19 protein-coding genes and 1 other RNA gene are annotated in these 16,759 nt (G+C 33.0%); 12 read left to right on the top strand and 8 right to left on the bottom strand.

Going from position 1 to position 16,759, the window contains the following annotated elements; genetic code table 11:
• Positions 1-82: 82 nt before the first annotated feature.
• The gene (locus Q1A01_RS06735; protein ID WP_299677889.1) at positions 83-2,734 is read left to right on the top strand and encodes a COR domain-containing protein; all 2,652 of its coding nucleotides are present in this window, start codon (positions 83-85) and stop codon (positions 2,732-2,734) included.
• Between the two features lie 292 nt (positions 2,735-3,026).
• Positions 3,027-3,461: a DUF2141 domain-containing protein gene (locus tag Q1A01_RS06730; protein ID WP_299677886.1), complete on the top strand. Its 435-nt coding sequence runs from the start codon at positions 3,027-3,029 to the stop codon at positions 3,459-3,461.
• 168 nt (positions 3,462-3,629) lie between these two features.
• Here the strand turns inward: Q1A01_RS06730 and Q1A01_RS06725 are convergent, their stop codons facing one another.
• Positions 3,630-4,619, bottom strand: a complete 990-nt coding sequence (locus tag Q1A01_RS06725) for a VPGUxxT family thioredoxin-like (seleno)protein, type 2 (RefSeq protein ID WP_299677883.1) — start codon at positions 4,617-4,619, stop codon at positions 3,630-3,632.
• A gap of 356 nt (positions 4,620-4,975) precedes the next feature.
• Here Q1A01_RS06725 and Q1A01_RS06720 point away from each other — a divergent pair, with 356 nt between their 5' ends.
• From Q1A01_RS06720 to rnpB, 5 genes are all read left to right on the top strand, one after another.
• Positions 4,976-5,608: a hypothetical protein gene (locus tag Q1A01_RS06720; RefSeq protein ID WP_299677880.1), complete on the top strand. Its 633-nt coding sequence runs from the start codon at positions 4,976-4,978 to the stop codon at positions 5,606-5,608.
• A 14-nt stretch (positions 5,609-5,622) separates the two neighbouring features.
• Positions 5,623-6,951 carry a histidine kinase gene (locus Q1A01_RS06715; RefSeq protein ID WP_299677877.1) on the top strand — a complete coding sequence of 443 codons (1,329 nt, stop codon included), beginning with the start codon at positions 5,623-5,625 and terminating at the stop codon, positions 6,949-6,951.
• 24 nt (positions 6,952-6,975) lie between these two features.
• Positions 6,976-7,266, top strand: coding sequence for a 2TM domain-containing protein (locus tag Q1A01_RS06710; protein WP_299677874.1), 291 nt, complete (start codon positions 6,976-6,978; stop codon positions 7,264-7,266).
• A 6-nt stretch (positions 7,267-7,272) separates the two neighbouring features.
• Positions 7,273-7,578 (top strand): 2TM domain-containing protein, encoded by a 306-nt coding sequence (locus tag Q1A01_RS06705; protein ID WP_299677871.1) that lies wholly within the window; start codon positions 7,273-7,275, stop codon positions 7,576-7,578.
• Between the two features lie 53 nt (positions 7,579-7,631).
• Positions 7,632-7,941, top strand: an RNA gene (rnpB, locus tag Q1A01_RS06700) — RNase P RNA component class A.
• A 6-nt stretch (positions 7,942-7,947) separates the two neighbouring features.
• Here rnpB and Q1A01_RS06695 read toward each other — a convergent pair.
• Both Q1A01_RS06695 and Q1A01_RS06690 read right to left on the bottom strand, forming a co-directional pair.
• The gene (locus Q1A01_RS06695; RefSeq protein WP_299677867.1) at positions 7,948-8,538 is read right to left on the bottom strand and encodes a hypothetical protein; all 591 of its coding nucleotides are present in this window, start codon (positions 8,536-8,538) and stop codon (positions 7,948-7,950) included.
• A gap of 165 nt (positions 8,539-8,703) precedes the next feature.
• The gene (locus tag Q1A01_RS06690) at positions 8,704-9,009 is read right to left on the bottom strand and encodes a hypothetical protein (protein WP_299677864.1); all 306 of its coding nucleotides are present in this window, start codon (positions 9,007-9,009) and stop codon (positions 8,704-8,706) included.
• Positions 9,010-9,215: 206 nt separating this feature from the next.
• On the opposite strand from Q1A01_RS06690, the gene Q1A01_RS06685 reads away from it, so the two are divergent.
• Positions 9,216-9,470, top strand: coding sequence for a hypothetical protein (locus Q1A01_RS06685; RefSeq protein ID WP_299677861.1), 255 nt, complete (start codon positions 9,216-9,218; stop codon positions 9,468-9,470).
• A gap of 170 nt (positions 9,471-9,640) precedes the next feature.
• Here Q1A01_RS06685 and rsmD read toward each other — a convergent pair whose 3' ends face one another.
• From rsmD to Q1A01_RS06670, 3 genes are read right to left on the bottom strand one after another with little or no spacing between them, the layout of a single operon-like run.
• A complete protein-coding gene (rsmD, locus tag Q1A01_RS06680; protein ID WP_299677858.1) occupies positions 9,641-10,204 on the bottom strand; it encodes a 16S rRNA (guanine(966)-N(2))-methyltransferase RsmD in 564 nt (187 codons plus the stop codon).
• Positions 10,201-10,995 (bottom strand): DUF3822 family protein, encoded by a 795-nt coding sequence (locus Q1A01_RS06675; protein ID WP_299677855.1) that lies wholly within the window; start codon positions 10,993-10,995, stop codon positions 10,201-10,203. The genes rsmD and Q1A01_RS06675 overlap by 4 nt, the downstream gene beginning before the upstream one ends.
• On the bottom strand, positions 10,985-11,638 hold the full coding sequence (locus Q1A01_RS06670; RefSeq protein WP_299677852.1) for a hypothetical protein: 654 nt from the start codon (positions 11,636-11,638) through the stop codon (positions 10,985-10,987). The genes Q1A01_RS06675 and Q1A01_RS06670 overlap by 11 nt, the downstream gene beginning before the upstream one ends.
• Before the next feature lie 115 nt (positions 11,639-11,753).
• Here Q1A01_RS06670 and Q1A01_RS06665 point away from each other — a divergent pair, with 115 nt between their 5' ends.
• The 4 genes from Q1A01_RS06665 to Q1A01_RS06650 all read left to right on the top strand — a co-directional run bounded on the left by Q1A01_RS06665 (position 11,754) and on the right by Q1A01_RS06650 (position 15,173).
• Positions 11,754-13,187, top strand: a complete 1,434-nt coding sequence (locus Q1A01_RS06665) for an ATP-binding domain-containing protein (protein ID WP_299677849.1) — start codon at positions 11,754-11,756, stop codon at positions 13,185-13,187.
• A gap of 44 nt (positions 13,188-13,231) precedes the next feature.
• Positions 13,232-13,792 carry a DUF4126 domain-containing protein gene (locus Q1A01_RS06660; protein ID WP_299677846.1) on the top strand — a complete coding sequence of 187 codons (561 nt, stop codon included), beginning with the start codon at positions 13,232-13,234 and terminating at the stop codon, positions 13,790-13,792.
• Between the two features lie 76 nt (positions 13,793-13,868).
• A complete protein-coding gene (kdsB, locus tag Q1A01_RS06655) occupies positions 13,869-14,612 on the top strand; it encodes a 3-deoxy-manno-octulosonate cytidylyltransferase (protein WP_299677844.1) in 744 nt (247 codons plus the stop codon).
• 6 nt (positions 14,613-14,618) lie between these two features.
• Positions 14,619-15,173: a 1-acyl-sn-glycerol-3-phosphate acyltransferase gene (locus Q1A01_RS06650; RefSeq protein ID WP_299677841.1), complete on the top strand. Its 555-nt coding sequence runs from the start codon at positions 14,619-14,621 to the stop codon at positions 15,171-15,173.
• An 18-nt stretch (positions 15,174-15,191) separates the two neighbouring features.
• Here Q1A01_RS06650 and Q1A01_RS06645 read toward each other — a convergent pair whose 3' ends face one another.
• Positions 15,192-15,692 carry a hypothetical protein gene (locus Q1A01_RS06645; protein ID WP_299677838.1) on the bottom strand — a complete coding sequence of 167 codons (501 nt, stop codon included), beginning with the start codon at positions 15,690-15,692 and terminating at the stop codon, positions 15,192-15,194.
• Positions 15,693-15,746: 54 nt separating this feature from the next.
• A complete protein-coding gene (locus tag Q1A01_RS06640) occupies positions 15,747-16,628 on the bottom strand; it encodes a hypothetical protein (protein WP_299677835.1) in 882 nt (293 codons plus the stop codon).
• Positions 16,629-16,759: the final 131 nt, after the last annotated feature.

The following is a 16,759-nucleotide window of genomic DNA, read 5'->3' as shown; positions in this document are numbered from 1 at the left end:
TGTATTAAGATTATGGGATAACATATTGATGGTAAGAGATTTATTTGTAGTTTTCCTTTTGTATTAAAAGTAAGGGGATTTTATGACATTCGAAGAACAATTAAAAATAGAAATAGAAAAACTATCATGGCAACAACAAATAGTTTTTATTTGGAGATGTGGTCTTAGGGTACTTCCATTCATATTTGTTGAAGGAAATTTAAAATTTTGGATTAAATCTGAAATTCAATTAAAAATATACAATATTTTTAATTTATTAGATGTCTCTTCTTATAGTTTTGATTTACAAAGCTTTAAAAACAGATCGTATTCGGAATTTGCTTATGATATTTATAGTAATGCTAATGAAGAATATCACAATAATTATTTTTCTAACAGAAAAAAAAATTCAAATACTATTAGAAAATCTATTCAATTTTTAATTGATTTACCGTATTATGCATATTTTGTTTCTACTTATTATCACATAGGAGAAAGTGAAAATCATAAAATTACTGAAGACATATCTAAATCAATAATAAGTATATCTGAAATTTCTATAATAAATTTAAAAAAAGATATATTAACAGACCTATTAGGAATCTTAGATGGTAGAAAACCAGAAATAAACATAGATAGATATGGAGATGTTTGGTATGGTTTTCATTTAGCATTAAAGAAAAATAAATGTATTTATTGGTTTAAATGGTATGAACAACTCTTTAAAAATAATTTTGAGTTTGATATTTACGAAGTTAAAAAAAGAGTTAATCTTCCAGAAGAAATAAAAGCTCAAGGGGCTGCTGCGGTGGGAGCAGAAATGGAACGTATCCTTCGTGAAGGAAGTGAACGTCTCAATGAAGCACGTGTCATTATTTTAGGAGATAAAGGAGTGGGGAAAACATGTATCGCACGTAGATTACGCAATCCTAAAGCCTCTATGACAAAGAAAGGTGAAAGTACGCCAGGAGTAGATACCACCTTATGGAAACTTCCTACAAAAACTGAGCCTATTAATGTGCGTATTTGGGATTTTGCAGGGCATACAGTGACGCATGCGGCACATCAATTCTTCTTATCAGAACGGAGTCTGTATATTTTAGTGTATGATGGGCGTAGTGAAGAACGAAATCGTCTACGCTATTGGTTGGATCATGTCAAAAACTATGGTGGTACGAATTCTAGGGCCATTATATTGGTTAATGAACAAGATAAACATACCGTAGATATCCCTATTAACACATTAAAATCTGAATATCCAATTGAAGGCTTATATACGTTTAATATTAAGTCAGATACAAAGAAATTACAAGATTTTAGAGAAGTTGTTTCTAACTATATTATTCATAACCCTTCTTGGGAAAAACAACAGATCTCTAAAAGTTATTACCAAGTTAAAAATGAATTAGAAAAACTATTTGCTAAAAATATAGCCAAAGAAAATGAATTTATCCAAAAGGAACAGTTTTTAGAAATAGCAGACAAGTATCAAATTGATAATGCAGAGACTTTATTAAAATCATTACATGCGTTAGGGATTAGTTTGTGGTATCCAGAATTAGGAGAATATAACACCTTAATTTTAAACCCTGAATGGATCAGTGATGGGGTCTATAAAATTATTAATTGGATAAATGATCACGATACCCATACGATATTATTAAGCGAGTTTCCTAAAATATTTAAAGAAGAAGCACAGCGTTTTCCTATAGAGAAACACAAATTCTTATTTGATTTGATGATTAAGTATGAATTAGCCTATACGTTAAGAGGTACACGATTAGTCATACCACATTTATTAAAAGAAGACCAACCTGAAACATTGCCTGTTTTTTCAGAAAAGTCAACATTATCTTTAAAATATGAAGCTAACCAACCTTTACCACCAAATACCATTTCTCGGTTTATAGTAAGACATAATAAAGAGATTAAAATTCTCAATAAAAAACAATCTGTATGGAGATATGGTGTTTTTCTTGGCTATAAAGAAAGTACCACTGCACTCATAAAAGAAAGCCAACGAGAACGTACCATTAGCGTATCTGTACAGGGAAAAGATAAAACTGAATACATTTCTACAATAAGAGAAACCTTAAATGATATTTTTGAATCTTATAAGAGTTTACAACCAGAGCTGTCTTATAAAGTTATCGATTCTGAACTTCCGACAAATCATGAACGTTTTTTAGAAGAGCAATCTATTGTTAGTCATTTAAGAAATAATAGACCATTTTATGATCCTATAGCCAATCTTGATATTCTTTTAGACAAGGTAGCTAAAGACTATAATATAAATTTAAGTATAACGATTAATAATCAGCCTAATATTATTAGAGACAATCAAACCGTTGTTACTGGAGGAAATGTCGGTGATATCACTACTACCAACTTCAACTTCCAGAACTGTAACTTTGAATTACAAGGTGAGTTGAACGATCTTATTGAAAAACTTTCTAAAACTAAAAAACACCAAGAGGAGTTAGAAGATTTAAAGAAAACAGCTAAAGTCCTTGAAGAACTAGAAGATGAGAAAGATAAAGAGGTCGTCAAAAAGAAACTCAAAAAGAATAATATTCCTAAGCGTATTGGACGTTTTTTTGAAGAACTAGGCGATAGTAAGTCTACGATAAATAAAACCATTAAGGGAATAAAAAATGGAGCTAAAATGGTCAAGAATATTGCCAAAGGATACAATAAAATGGCAAAATGGTTGGATTTAGATACACTTCAAGATTTTGGACAGCACTTTTTGTAGGATTCATATGTCGGTGATTTCGATACATTTTCGCTTATAGCAAAAAACCTGAATCACCTGACATATAGTTTTTCACTTCTCACAGTTAGGTGGTTGAGTGATTTCGAAGTATGAGAAATTGTACCGAAGTCACAGAGTCGGTTATATTCTGAGTCTATTTTCGAGAACCTGTCTGCGATAGACAGGAGCAAAAAAACAATTCACTCACTCATTTCGACAATTCAGTAGTTTCTCTTTTAAAAAGAGCCATACTTCTCTGACTTTTGAGGCATCAATCTAAAAACAAATCGTTATGAATACCATCATCAAATTTATAATTGCACTTATTCTTGGCACAACCACCATCTATGCACAACAAGATACAGCGGCTAGTTTACAAGATATTCAGGTAACCATTACTGATATAGCGAGTGATGAGGGTATGCTTTATGTAGGATTGTATAATAGTGAAACTACATTTCTAAGCAAGCGTTATAAAGGAACAAGAAGCAAAATTAAAGATGGGAAAGTGGTGGTGATTTTTAAAGATATTCCAGAAGGAACCTATGCAGTCTCTGTTTTTCACGATGAAAATAGTAATCAAAAATTAGATACTAACTTTATGGGGATTCCTAAAGAAGATACAGGTTGCTCTAATAATGCCAAAGGATTTATGAGTGCGCCCAAATGGAAGGATGCTAAGTTTATACTTGCAGGTACGGCTACTAATCTTCAAATTACCATGTAGTTTTATAGATCGTTTTGCTGTTTACACATCTAACCTAGACTCAAAGAAAAAGGTAACCGCTAGACAAACGATTACCTTTTAACACTAAACTGAGGGTTTCTCTAGGTGTAAATGCTATTTATTATATAGTACTCAGTAGTGTATTGTAAATATCATATTATAAACGATCTATCCTTGACTTAAAGCCAGTTTGCGTTTCCAAGCGGTAGCAAATGATTTGTCAAATAAAACTTCACGTTTTGACTTATTTGTTTTGATATCTTGTAACCATTTTTGTTGCCGCGGACTCAGATACACTGTTGCATCTTTACGTTTGCCTAAAGCGCTATTGATTTTTGTCTTTTGTAAATTACTTAAGGGTAGATATTTATAGGGTGTATGGCGTAAGTAATAATCTTCATCATTGCTGGCTGGTCGGTAGGAATTGTCTTCTGTAATAGGAGTGAAGTTGTTACGTTTTGCATACGTATCTAGTGCTTTTATATCTACTTTACGATCATCATAGGTTACTTTTACCACTTCGCGACCTTTCATAAAACCAGCTTCGGTATTAAGAACTCCTTCGGTAGCGCCTAATTGTTTTTCACCTGTCCAAAAGCAATACATAGAGTAGTATTTTTCTTTTGTACTATGTACCGCACTTAATTCTTTGCCTAATAGATTCATATATTCAGGAATCTCTGCATATGTTTTAGCTAACGCAGTACGCATTGCTGTATATAATCCTTTTGCCGAATAATTTCCAGCAACTCTAGGCGCAAGACCAGCTCCTGTAGCATCTACAATACGCACTACTGGATTATTCCAACTAGGTTCATTAAACTGATTTAAAATTGCTCGATCTTTTCCTCCTTTATTATTATGAATCACCAATGGAATAAATAAATCTTCAATGGCTTCTACAAGTAATGGATTACTTAATACGTTATCTCCATAATTACGGCATGTAGTACAACCTGGTACTTCTTGAAAAAGAATTAATACAGGTTTGTTTTCTTTTTTTGATAACGAAGTTGCTACATCATAATCACGATACCAACTCACTTTTCCCAGTTCTTGATCCTGTTGTAACGGATTAGTACGTTCTTGTGCAGTACTGGATGCAAACGAAAAACAGAGTGCTAAAATTCCAATAAGTGTATAATGATTCTTTTTCATAGCAATTCTTTTTTGGATTAAGTCTTTATATGTTAAAATTGCTTACAGATTCATTGTTTTTTAGCAGTTTTTAACACATTAATTTTCTTTTCGCTTTCGCGAAAAGACCCTAGGATTGCTTCTTTAAGATTGCTCTGATTGAATATTCAGAATTTAAAACTTACAATGAAAGTATTAGCTAAGATCCCGCTTTTCAACGGGATTAGTTCAGCTTACAATTTTGAGTACGTCTTTAAGACTTTATAAAATTGAGTTTCGCTAATAACAATTCGGTCGCTAAAAATGACAGTTGGGTTGGTTTTGCTTTCGCGAAAGCGTATAAATCCACATTTTTACATCATCAAAAAACAATACAGATGAAAACGATAATCACTTTTGCACTACTTTTTATAACTACGTTGGGAACAGCGCAAACTCCTTATGAAAAAGGAATGCGTAAAGCTTCTGAACTTTGGGGAGCCAATAAAATGGAGGAAGCTTCAAATCTTTATGCACGTATTGCCGCTGCTGAAAAAGAACAATGGCTTCCCGATTATTATATAGCTCAAATCCACATACTAAAATGCTGGAGTACTTGGGAAGACCGAAACGAAGCAACTTTAAAAGTAAATTTAGATAAAGCACAAGAACATATTAATAATATCTTGGCCATAGACAAAGAGAACCCATATGCAAAACAAATGCAAGCGCAATTATATACGGTTTGGGTGGCTCATGATGGCGCTAAATATGGAATGAAGTATTCTGGGAAAGTAGCTGAATTATATAGCCAAGCACAAGCGGCAGAGCCTGAAAACCCAGTATTTATTTTTAATAAAGCAGAGTGGGATATAGGTGCTGCACGTTATTTTGGAAGTGATACCACACCATATTGTAATGAAATAAAACGCGCCATAGATCTTTTTGCTACCTTTAAACCAGCTACAGAGTTTCATCCTAGTTATGGATTAGAACGTGCGCAAGAAGCGTATGCAGCGTGTACTAAATAAGAAGAAAACAACTAATGAAAGATATACTAAAAGAGTTTGGTAAAGCATTTGTATTTGGACTAGTCTTCTTTATAGTACATGGGATTATCCTATACCTTATAGGAAACCCTTGGTATGGTGGAGATGCTTTTGAGTTCTTTTTCCAGAATCAATTATACTCTGTCGTATTGTATATGGTCAATGTGTTTGTTTTTAGAGCATTTTTAGATCGTTACAATAATGAGTTTTGGAAAATGCGTAATGTGACTATTGGGTTACTTAGCGGAGTGATGGCGACTTTTGTAACCGTATTTCTATTACGTCTTTTTTTACAGGTGATAAGAGCTGGACAGTCATTAGAAGTCTTCTTAGAAAATGAACGTCTCGATGACTATTTCTTGTCTACTATTATCGCATTAGTTTCTACGGGACTTTTTTATGGTTTTTATTATTGGAAAAACATACAGGATCGTAAGGTTAAGCAGTCTAAAATTATTGCCAGAACCGCTTCCGCGAAATTTGATGCACTCAAAAATCAATTAGATCCGCATTTCTTATTTAATAGTTTAAATGTATTAGCGAGTCTTATAGAAGAAAATCCAAAACAGGCACAGAAGTTTACAACATCACTTTCTAAAGTATATCGCTATGTTTTGGAACAAAAAAATAAAGAATTGGTTCCTGTAGATGAAGAACTTGCCTTTGCACGTACGTATATGAACTTAATAAAAATGCGTTTTGAAGATAGTATTATTGTAGATATTCCAGATCATGTTTCAAATTCTGAATTGAAAGTAGTACCATTATCCTTACAATTACTACTAGAAAATGCTGTAAAACATAATATGGTAACGCCAAGCAAGAAGTTGCATATTCAGATTTATGAGGATGGAAATAGGCTAGTGGTTAAAAATAATATTCAGGCGAAACAAGTAGTCAAAAAGAGTAGTGGTGTTGGTTTACATAATATTAAACAGCGTTATCATTTATTAACGGATTCTGAAGTTCGTGTTAAAAATGACGGTAGTACGTTTGAAATTGCGATTCCGATGCTTTTACAACAAAAAGCATTTGTACCTAAACAGAAAGAGTATATAGAAGATAAGCGCTATAAGCGTGCTAAGGAGAAGGTAGAGAAGTTAAAAGGCTTTTATATTCATTTTGCTATTTACTTAATCATGGTACCTGTTTTTATCTTTTTAAATGCACGTTCAGGCTCATTCCCTTGGGCCATTTTCCCGATAGGAGGCTGGGGCTGGGGAGTGATAGGACATGCGGCAGAAACGTTTGGTTGGAATCCTATCTTTAATAAAGCTTGGGAAGCTAAAAAGATTGACGAGCTTATGAATGATGAAGATTTTTAAAGAATTGTATATACTACATTAGTAATGACACCAGAAGAAAAACGAGATAAATATGAACGTGTAAAAGAACGCGTAGCAGACTTGAAAAAGTTTTATGGAGAAGTCATGAGTTACTTTTTGTTTATGGCTGTGCTTGCAGGTATTAACTACTATTTTAATAATTGGCGCTATATGTGGTTTTTATGGCCAGCTTTAGGCTGGGGTATAGGACTCATTTTTAAAGCATATAAACTCTTTCATAAAACAGCATTGTTTGGACGAGATTGGGAAGAACGTAAGATTAAGGAATATATAGATAAAGAAGATAATACCTAAAGACTCATGAAAGATGAAAATGATATAAGATACTTACGTGCAAAAGATGCAGTAAAACGTATAAGAGGATTCTATACACACCTAGGAGTTTATATTTTTGTAGTACTTGTAGCAGTAGTAGGTCCATTTTTAAACTTTACAATTTGTTTCTTTTGTTTCTCTGATAATCATTTGTTGAATCTTCTTGGATTTATCCCTTGGGGAATCGGTGTTTTGATGCATGGTCTTGTTGCCTTAGGTCGTTTTAAACCCTTTATTAAATGGGAAGAACGAAAACTTAGAGAGTTTATGGAAACTGATGAAGAACGTTAAAAAACTACCTTTCAAAATACCTATGATAGCCTAATTTATATTGTACCTTTGCGGTAGCAGGTCGCCTTATCGATCACTTTGTGATAGGAAAGTCCGGACACCGTAGAGTAGCATAGCGGCTAACAGCCGTCGCACTGAACTAGTTTCAGCGTAGGACAAGTGCAACAGAAAGAATGTACAGGTAATGCTGTAGTGCAACCAGGTAAACTCTATGCGGTGCAATGTCAAGTATACCCGCAGTTAAGTGTTACTCGCACGTTGTGGGAGGGTAGGCAGATAGAAATGTTTAGTAATAAACATTCCAGATAAATGATAAGGGTTACATATGTAATACAGAATCCGGCTTATAGACCTGCTTTTTTAAATATTTCAGAGTTTAAGAATTTCTGCTGCTTTAGTATAGTATTCTAGCAATTGTGATTCTCTACTAACAATTTCTCGCATCTGATTTTTGAAAATATGTAGGTTCTTTCTTGCATTTTCGGTGGAGTTTATATCAGGAGATAAGAATATCTCAGATATTTTAGAAACAGGATCAAATGTCATTTTCTGTTGTGTATAAACCCTTGATAAGATCAGTAATTCTTCATAATCAAAATTTACGATCAGAGGATGTGATTTTGCAATATCCCAGGCATCTTCACTAGGCATATCGCTCATGAAAGTCCCGCTAGTGAGTACTTTCTTGTAAAGAATGGATTCGTCTTCTATAAAACCTTCTATAAAACTTTCATTATCGTTAAGGCTATCTAATTTTTTTGCTATTTTTTTATGATAGGGTAACCAATATTCAATTAGCTTTTTATTATCTTTTACTTCAGATTTTATTTTTGATAATAGTTTTCCAGCCTCCTTTTCGTTTTTTGATTCTTCAATTCTTTCATTTAGAAATAAGCCTAAAACGACACTAAAAACAATTAAGAATATTTGTTTGATATTATTTAATATTGATTTTTTCATCTAATTATGTTCTTATTGTTATAGTATTCTCTTTCCTAATCAGTGTACTCTTAAAATAGTTAATTTATATAACAATAAAAGAAAAATGAGTGATTTCATTAATTGCAACTATAATTTTAGAATGAGATTTATAACATTTGCTTTATAAACCCCTATTTCTTATAATTATATACGTAATTCAAATGCGCTTCCTTTTGTTTCTGGTTGCCACCCTTTTGCAATAGCAGTTTTGATATAGGTTTCTACATCTTTTGGTGTTACAATCCCTTGTGTACTTGTTCCAATTTTTTCAAAAGCACCATCGGGTCTTAAAAACCCTGTAATTACATAAAGTACACATTCTCCATCTTCTTCTTTTTCAATAACCACAACAAGTTGATCGTCTGCAGATACATATTTCCTTCTAATAAACCAACGATAAGAAATCGCATCTACCTGAATTTTTCGAGCGCCTTTTTTAGGAATAGACATATTATAAAGTAATCATTTAATTATAATGATTTACAATGTATCAATTTATACTACATCATGAGCAATGTATAAGGTGTTTTGCTATTTTAAGTTGAAGACCTTTATGAAAAGGGGCATTTACCTTATAGTTAAAAGAAACTCTCGTCTTAGATTTGCATCAGAATTGTAACACAAACAATTTTATCTCACTAAAACAATTAAGAATTATGCCACATCATGCACAAGGAACTACAGGATGGACAAAGTTAAATAGCTATCAAGCACTTTGGGATCCAAAAATCGATTTAGGGAAGTTTTATTTTACCACATTTCAGGGTAATAGAGAGGAAACACCTTACATGAATGCAGAAAATTTTGCACGCGTCATCGATATTTTAAGAAATGAAACACCAGTTTATGGAAATTCTTCTACAGGATCTGTTACAACGCAAACAGAAACAGTAGGCGAGGAGGAAAGTTAAAAACCGCTTTGGGTTGGGTAAAGGACAGTATTTTATATGCTGTCCTTTTTTTATATCAGCTATTTTTAATTGTATTACAAAAGAAAAAGAATCTATTGCAATAGTAGATTCTTCAGGTATATGGTATTGTAGCGGTATATTTTTTCGCTTTAAGCGAAAAGAAAAAAATATTATTCCTCTTCATCACTTTCTGGCCAGACAAAAAAGCTAAACGCATTACCACCATAATGTCTCGTTTCTACGTAATTTTCTACTTGATCCATTTTGGTATGTTTGCTATGCTCTATGATAAGTGTACCATCTTGATCTAGCAATTGATTTTGAAAAACGAGTATTGCTATTTTTTCAAATTCTTCGAGAGAGATATCATATGGTGGATCTGCAAAAACAATATCATAAGAACCTGAAGCTCTTTCTAAGTATTTGAATACATCACTTTTAATGGTTTGTATCGCATCAAATTCAAATTCTGCAGCGGTTTGGTTTATAAACTTTATACAATGATAATTAGCATCTACAGAAACAATCTGTTGTGATCCTCTGGAAGCAAACTCATAGCTTATGTTTCCTGTACCTGCAAAAAGGTCTAATACTCGTAACGAACTAATATGAAACTGACTACGTATAATGTTAAATAAGGCTTCTTTAGCCATATCTGTAGTAGGACGTACAGGTAATTTTTTAGGAGCTTGTATACGGCGTCCTTTGTATTTTCCAGAAATGATACGTGTCATAAAAGAGAGCTTAAAATATAATCTGTAGTGGGAATAACACTAGCTGGGTTTTCTTTAATATTTAGATGACGAATATAGGTGTATGCTAATTCAAATAACGGACTGTCTTTTTGGATGTCTCCAGTGAGAAACACCTGTATAGTATCAGGGTTCAATTCTAGTTGCTCTAAGGTAAACAAGGTATAATACATAAAATCTTCTTTTGAATAGAAATCAAATGTATTTGCTAGAATAAGCTTCTTTTTCTGAGTAACGATCAGGTCAAAGCTGTTTTTATGAACATGAATATGAACTTTAGGATCCTCAGAAAGAGGTTCTTTTTCTAATGTTTCTTTGATAAAGAGTGATATGCCATGATAATAATCAAAGGCCCCAAAAGTGTCAAAAAAGAAGTTGTTTATGTTTGTATATGGAATATATACAATAACAATATCTTGTGTTTCTATACTGTCATATGCAATAAAATCAGTTGCTAAGATTTTAGTATTAAACTTTAAGTAGTCTGTTAGTTTTGTAGGATCAAATACGTCCTTAGGTACTAGTGTAAATAAATGATTTGTATAAATGACTTCTACTTTTGCATAGGACTCTTGTAATGCTGAGTGTGTATTAAAAATAGTAGTAACTTCTCCTAATAATGCCGCTGGATCTACTTTTTGTTCAAATGTAATTGCTTTATACATTATAACTTCTTTTGAAGCTATATCTTGGGTGAAAAAAGAAAGTCCATCTAAGCATACTTGGATGGACAATTTCTTTGATATGGTATGTGATTGATTATTATTCGTCATTTGCACCGTAACTCTTCGGCCAGTTTCCGTTTGTATCAATTTTACTAAGAGATCCTACTGTAAGGGCATCTCCGTTTACACCATCTACAGAAACAACCTGCTTTTCTTTGGTAAGAAAATCTTTTGGTTGATCAAATAGTAGTGTCTCTTTAAGTACTCTTATTTCAAAAACAGGGAATTCAATATTACTTTTAGTAATTGTTCCTGTTGCCATTTTAAATTTAGCATTTGCTCCTTCAATAGGGACATTGATCATTGTTTTATAACGATCTGAAGATCCAAATAAAGAATCTTTTACAGATTTATACCCTAGAGTATCAATCAATGTAATCTCTTTATATTGATCTACTCCGAATCTTTCTGTAGCTTCTACATCAAGAATGGTACTATCTCTACGCTGCGTTAGCGTAAATTGAGCAGTATCTATAAAACGAACTAATTTATCAAATTTAGCTTCATACGTTCCAGTCACTGTTTTATGCGCTATCTGTGAGATACGTAAGTCACGTAAATTTTCAATAGCCATTTTGTACCTTTTCTCTTTTATCTCATTAAACTTTACTTCTCCATAGATGGCATTAAAAAGTAAATATGATAATACACCTATGATTACCCAAAGTACAACTTGTAAAACAATTTTCATTCGTAGAGTTTTTATATTAGATTACGTATACTCGCAAATCTACAATTTTTTTTTATTCGTAAAAACATATTAAGATATTTTCCTTCGTTATATTTAACCCAACTAATATCCTTTTATGTCTACAGACCCTTCGTCTTTTTATAAACTACTGCAATCAGACTTTCCGTATACCCCTACAGTAAAGCAAGATATACTTTTACAAAAGCTTTCAAATTTCCTTTTAGACACCAAATATGATACCGTTTTTTTATTAAAAGGGTATGCTGGAACAGGAAAAACAACAATTATTGGAACTTTAGTTAAAAATTTATGGAAAGCAAAAATGTCTTCAGTGCTTATGGCACCTACAGGTAGGGCTGCTAAAGTGATCAGTAATTATAGCAAACGACAAGCATTTACGATTCACAGAAAAATTTATTTTCCCAAAAAAGATAGTGGGGGAGGTGTTTCTTTTACATTACAGCCCAATAAGCATCGTAATTGTGTTTTTATTGTCGATGAAGCTTCTATGATTTCTGATAGGGCCAGCGAATCTAAATTGTTTGAAAACGGTTCGTTACTGGATGATATGATGCAATATGTATACAGCGGTCATAAATGTAAACTTATTTTAATAGGAGATGATGCACAGCTACCTCCAGTAAAATTAGACCTTTCTCCTGCTTTAGATAGAAATGTACTGTCTATGCAGTATAATAAAGAAATAGATGAATTACAGCTAGATGAAGTGATGCGTCAAGGAGAGAATAGTGGTATTCTCTCAAATGCAACAACTATACGAGAGCATTTAGCCGATGGTTTTTTTGAAGATTTTAAATTCGACCTACAAGGCTTTAACGATATAGTCAGACTTATAGACGGTCATGAAATTATGGAGGCAATACAGGATTCTTATGATCAAGTAGGAAATGAAGATACCGCATTCATAGTACGATCTAATAAAAGAGCAAATCTGTATAATCAGCAAATACGATCACGTATTCTTTTTCAGGAAGAAGAGATTTCTGCTGGAGATCACCTTATGGTCGTAAAAAATAATTACTTCTGGATAGATGCAAAAAGCGATGCGGGTTTTATTGCTAATGGTGATATTATTAAAATTTTAGAAATTTATGCTATTAAAGAATTATATGGCTTCAGATTTGCAGAAGTAAAAGTGCAAATGATTGATTACCCAAATATGAAACCCTTTGATACTGTTGTGATGCTAGACGTATTATCTATGGAAACCCCTTCTTTACCGTATGAAGATTCCAATAGATTGTATCAAGAAGTACAAAAAGATTATGCAGATGAAAAAGCAAATTACAAGCGTTTTTTAAAGATTAAAAACAACAAGTTTTTTAATGCTCTTCAAGTAAAATTTTCATATGCAATTACCTGTCATAAATCTCAAGGTGGTCAGTGGGACCGTGTATTTATTGAACAACCATATCTTCCAGATGGAATGAATAGAGATTATTTAAGATGGTTGTATACCGCTGTAACTAGAGCAAAATCTAAAGTATATCTCATAGGGTTTAAAGGAGATATGTTTGTAGAAGAATAAAAATAAATTACTGTATCTTAACAAGGTACTATGATCTTTAATATATGAATTTTGAATTAATTGTAAGTATTGTATTAGGTTTCTCTCTAGCGGCTGCTGCGGGATTTAGGATTTTTATTCCATTATTAATAATGAGTTTATCAGCTCATTATGGATGGTTTCCAGTAGATGAAAATTGGCTATGGGTAGGAAGTAGTGCCGCATTATGGTTGTTAGGTATTGCAGCTGTCGTTGAAACATTTGCATACTTCATACCTTGGTTAGATAACTTATTAGATACTGTTTCTGTTCCTTTAGCAGGAATAGCAGGAACTCTTTTAATGGTAGCAACGATGGGAGATGTCAACCCGGCATTTACATGGGCACTAGCTATTGTTGCTGGCGGAGGAGCTGCGGCTGCTATTTCTGGTGCGACAGGAATGACAAGACTCACTTCTACTGCAACAACAGGTGGTATTGCAAATCCTGTGGTTGCCACAGCAGAAGCAGGAGCAGCAACTACTATCTCTGTAGCAAGTGTTTTTTCCCCATTTATTGCGCTTATTGTTGTGTTATTATTAGTAGGCGGTATTTGGAGATTTATTAAAAAGCTAAGACGTTCTTGATTCGGAATGAATTTACCTATGTTTGTAATCCTATTTTAATATTAAATTTTACGCTTTCGCGAAAGCGTATACAACAATGAGCACACCTTTAAAAATTATTGCAATGATCCCTGCGCGTTATGCAGCGTCTCGTTTCCCTGGTAAAATGATGAAAGATTTAGCAGGAAAACCTGTGATTGTTAGAACGTACGAAAGTACTGTTGCAACACACCTTTTTGATGACGTTTATGTGGTAACAGACAGTCCTGTGATTTATGATGCAATGATAGCTGCTGGAGGAAAAGCACTCATGAGTCGTGATGATCATGAATGTGGAAGCGATCGTATTGCAGAAGCTGTAGCAGGCATAGATTGTGATGTCGTGGTTAATGTACAAGGGGATGAGCCTTTTACTACCAGAGAAGATCTAGCTCCTGTATTACAGGTTTTTTATGGTGATGACGCTGCACAAATAGATCTTGCAAGTGTCATGACGCCTTTAGAAACTGAAGAAGAAATTCAAAACCCTAATAATGTAAAGGTTATCGTTGATGCGATGGATTATGCACTTTATTTTTCTAGATCTCCATTACCATATGTAAGAGATCCAGAAGTGGCTTTAACTGTGTATAAACATAAGGGTATTTATGCGTTTAGAAAACAGGCAATTATAGATTTTTCTCTCTTAGAAATGCGTTCTCTAGAAGCTGCTGAAAAAATAGAATGTATTCGGTTTTTAGAATACGGAAAAAAAATAAAAATGGTACGTTCTCATAACCTAGCTATAGGTATAGACACTCCAGAAGATTTAGAAAAAGCACGTCAACTTATAGCGAAATAAAAACGTATGGGAGTATCAAAGTGGATCTACAAAAAGGTATTAGGATGGAAGGCTATTGGTAATTTCTCTGAAGATACTGTCAAGAAGTGTATTGTTATCGCTGTACCACATACAAGTTGGCATGATTTCTATATGGGCGTTTTACTACGTGCTACTTTAGGAGTTAAAATAGGCTTTGTAGGAAAAAAAGAATTGTTCAAATGGCCCTTTGGTTACTTCTTTAGAGCGATGGGGGGGGCTCCTATAGATAGAACATCAGGACAAGATAAGGTAAAATCTATAGCACAAGTATTTGAACGTAAAGAAGAATTCAGACTTACGCTAGCTCCTGAAGGCACTCGTAAAAAAGTTGATAAACTTAAAACGGGGTTTTATTATATCGCAATGGAAGCCAAGGTACCTATCATTATGGTGACTTTTGATTTTGCCAAGAAAGAACATCGTATTTCAAAACCTTTATACCCTTCTGGTCATTTAGAGCAAGATATGGCTATGATACATGAGTTTTTTGAAGGTGCCATAGGAAAAGTACCCGAATATAGTTTTACACCTAATAAATAATTTAAATTTAGAGCGGAATCAGGTTTTCTTAAAAACCAAAGAATCTTTTTTAGCAGGAACATTTTGTTCAGATTGATTTCCTCCAAATAATAACGGCGTACTTGAAAAACTAGTTCCAAAAGTGGCTGCTGCAGAAAATACTTGCTTTACAGCGTCTCTCACTTGCCCGTCATTTAACGGACTTAATGGATGAATATAAACAGACCATAAGATACCATCAGAAATGGCATATTTAACATCTAATGCTGAGTGAAAATTTGCGGTCATACAATCTAATAAAAGTTCTTCGTCAAGCCTTGATGCTTCAATGATTGGGGCGATAATACGCATACGATCGTTTGTTTCATCGGTAAGAACAATAAGAGGCAAATCTTTTAATTTCATCTGCCATCTTCCAGTAAATCCTCCTATGCTATCTACCTCTTCTGTAAGAATTTTTTCTAATTTTTCATTAGTCATTTGTGCTTGTGCTACAATGCTTGAAAATAATAGTACTACAATGGAAAGATATGTTTTCATAATGATTGATTTAGAAATATAAGTCGGCATTAAAAAACAATACTAACAATAGGGTTAGAATTTTTTTAAATCTAGGGTGTAAACGTTTCCTTGTGTTTTTGAAGAGGCTTCTTCCGAAATAAATAGCGTATGAGCATCTTTAAAAGTGACGCTTTCTTTTTGAGAGTTATGTCCTAATTTGATTTTAGTAACAGATCCAGAAAAGAATTGATCATCATAATAGTTGTCAAATATCCAAACTTTATTATAGGTTAATAAAGCAATCTTACCTGTTTCATGATGTATGGCAGCACTTGTTACTTGACAATCATCACGATCTGAACACGTTTCAAATTCATCTATAAGAATAGCTTTTTGTGCGCCTTCTTTCATGGGTATTTTATATACTTTGGTAATTCCATCAAATTTCTTGTGACTTTCTCTGTTACGTGTAAAGAGGTAGAAATTAGTGTTGTGTACGAAAAAAGACTCTACATCAAAATTTTGATTTCCTTTTTTAGGAGGATATTCTTTTTGATCTTCAAAAGTGAATGTGGTAGTTTTCGCGAAAGCAGAAAAAGAACCAGGAGTGATTTGGTCTACATTTTCTACCCAGTATATCGTTTGATCTTTTCTTTTATTATCATTATTTCCAAAATCACCTACAAATAGGTCGTTTTCAAAACTGGCAAGGTCTTCCCAGTCTACATTTTGTGCATTTGAAATGCTAATGTCTTGTTCTATCTCTTTGTGATCGAGGTGAATTGAAAATATAGTGGCAGTTCCTCCTGAATCATTGATAGCATATAAATATTTTTTGTTCTGAGATATAGCTATTCCTGAGTTTTCTTCTAGTAAATCGGGAAGTGTCATATAATATTCTAATACTCCATAATCTTGTGGTTGACATTGAATGGTTGTAAATAAGAGAATAGCTATTATGGAAAAAAACTTCATATGTTTTATATCAATGTATAATATTCGTAAAGGTATATAATGTCTATAGTGTTTAGATCATTTTTTTGTAAAACCTTACTGTAACTGACATTTTTTAATATAAAAAAGAATCATCATTACGTACTATTTAT

Source organism: uncultured Dokdonia sp. (genome assembly GCF_947492815.1).
GTDB lineage: Bacteria > Bacteroidota > Bacteroidia > Flavobacteriales > Flavobacteriaceae > Dokdonia.
This window is presented reverse-complemented; position numbering and strand designations above follow the sequence as displayed.

Excerpts from the sequence above, each read along its gene's own strand:
- Q1A01_RS06670 (WP_299677852.1), bottom strand. The coding sequence starts at position 11,638 with ATGAAAATTGTTTTACAAGTTGTACTTTGGGTAATCATAGGTGTATTA.
- Q1A01_RS06710 (WP_299677874.1), top strand. The coding sequence starts at position 6,976 with ATGACACCAGAAGAAAAACGAGATAAATATGAACGTGTAAAAGAACGC.
- Q1A01_RS06725 (WP_299677883.1), bottom strand. The coding sequence starts at position 4,619 with ATGAAAAAGAATCATTATACACTTATTGGAATTTTAGCACTCTGTTTT.
- Q1A01_RS06735 (WP_299677889.1), top strand. The coding sequence starts at position 83 with ATGACATTCGAAGAACAATTAAAAATAGAAATAGAAAAACTATCATGG.
- Q1A01_RS06715 (WP_299677877.1), top strand. The coding sequence starts at position 5,623 with ATGAAAGATATACTAAAAGAGTTTGGTAAAGCATTTGTATTTGGACTA.
- Q1A01_RS06675 (WP_299677855.1), bottom strand. The coding sequence starts at position 10,995 with ATGACGAATAATAATCAATCACATACCATATCAAAGAAATTGTCCATC.
- Q1A01_RS06720 (WP_299677880.1), top strand. The coding sequence starts at position 4,976 with ATGAAAACGATAATCACTTTTGCACTACTTTTTATAACTACGTTGGGA.
- Q1A01_RS06650 (WP_299677841.1), top strand. The coding sequence starts at position 14,619 with ATGGGAGTATCAAAGTGGATCTACAAAAAGGTATTAGGATGGAAGGCT.
- Q1A01_RS06685 (WP_299677861.1), top strand. The coding sequence starts at position 9,216 with ATGCCACATCATGCACAAGGAACTACAGGATGGACAAAGTTAAATAGC.
- Q1A01_RS06730 (WP_299677886.1), top strand. The coding sequence starts at position 3,027 with ATGAATACCATCATCAAATTTATAATTGCACTTATTCTTGGCACAACC.
- rsmD (WP_299677858.1), bottom strand. The coding sequence starts at position 10,204 with ATGACACGTATCATTTCTGGAAAATACAAAGGACGCCGTATACAAGCT.
- kdsB (WP_299677844.1), top strand. The coding sequence starts at position 13,869 with ATGAGCACACCTTTAAAAATTATTGCAATGATCCCTGCGCGTTATGCA.
- Q1A01_RS06645 (WP_299677838.1), bottom strand. The coding sequence starts at position 15,692 with ATGAAAACATATCTTTCCATTGTAGTACTATTATTTTCAAGCATTGTA.
- Q1A01_RS06695 (WP_299677867.1), bottom strand. The coding sequence starts at position 8,538 with ATGAAAAAATCAATATTAAATAATATCAAACAAATATTCTTAATTGTT.
- Q1A01_RS06665 (WP_299677849.1), top strand. The coding sequence starts at position 11,754 with ATGTCTACAGACCCTTCGTCTTTTTATAAACTACTGCAATCAGACTTT.
- Q1A01_RS06640 (WP_299677835.1), bottom strand. The coding sequence starts at position 16,628 with ATGAAGTTTTTTTCCATAATAGCTATTCTCTTATTTACAACCATTCAA.
- Q1A01_RS06690 (WP_299677864.1), bottom strand. The coding sequence starts at position 9,009 with ATGTCTATTCCTAAAAAAGGCGCTCGAAAAATTCAGGTAGATGCGATT.
- Q1A01_RS06705 (WP_299677871.1), top strand. The coding sequence starts at position 7,273 with ATGAAAGATGAAAATGATATAAGATACTTACGTGCAAAAGATGCAGTA.
- Q1A01_RS06660 (WP_299677846.1), top strand. The coding sequence starts at position 13,232 with ATGAATTTTGAATTAATTGTAAGTATTGTATTAGGTTTCTCTCTAGCG.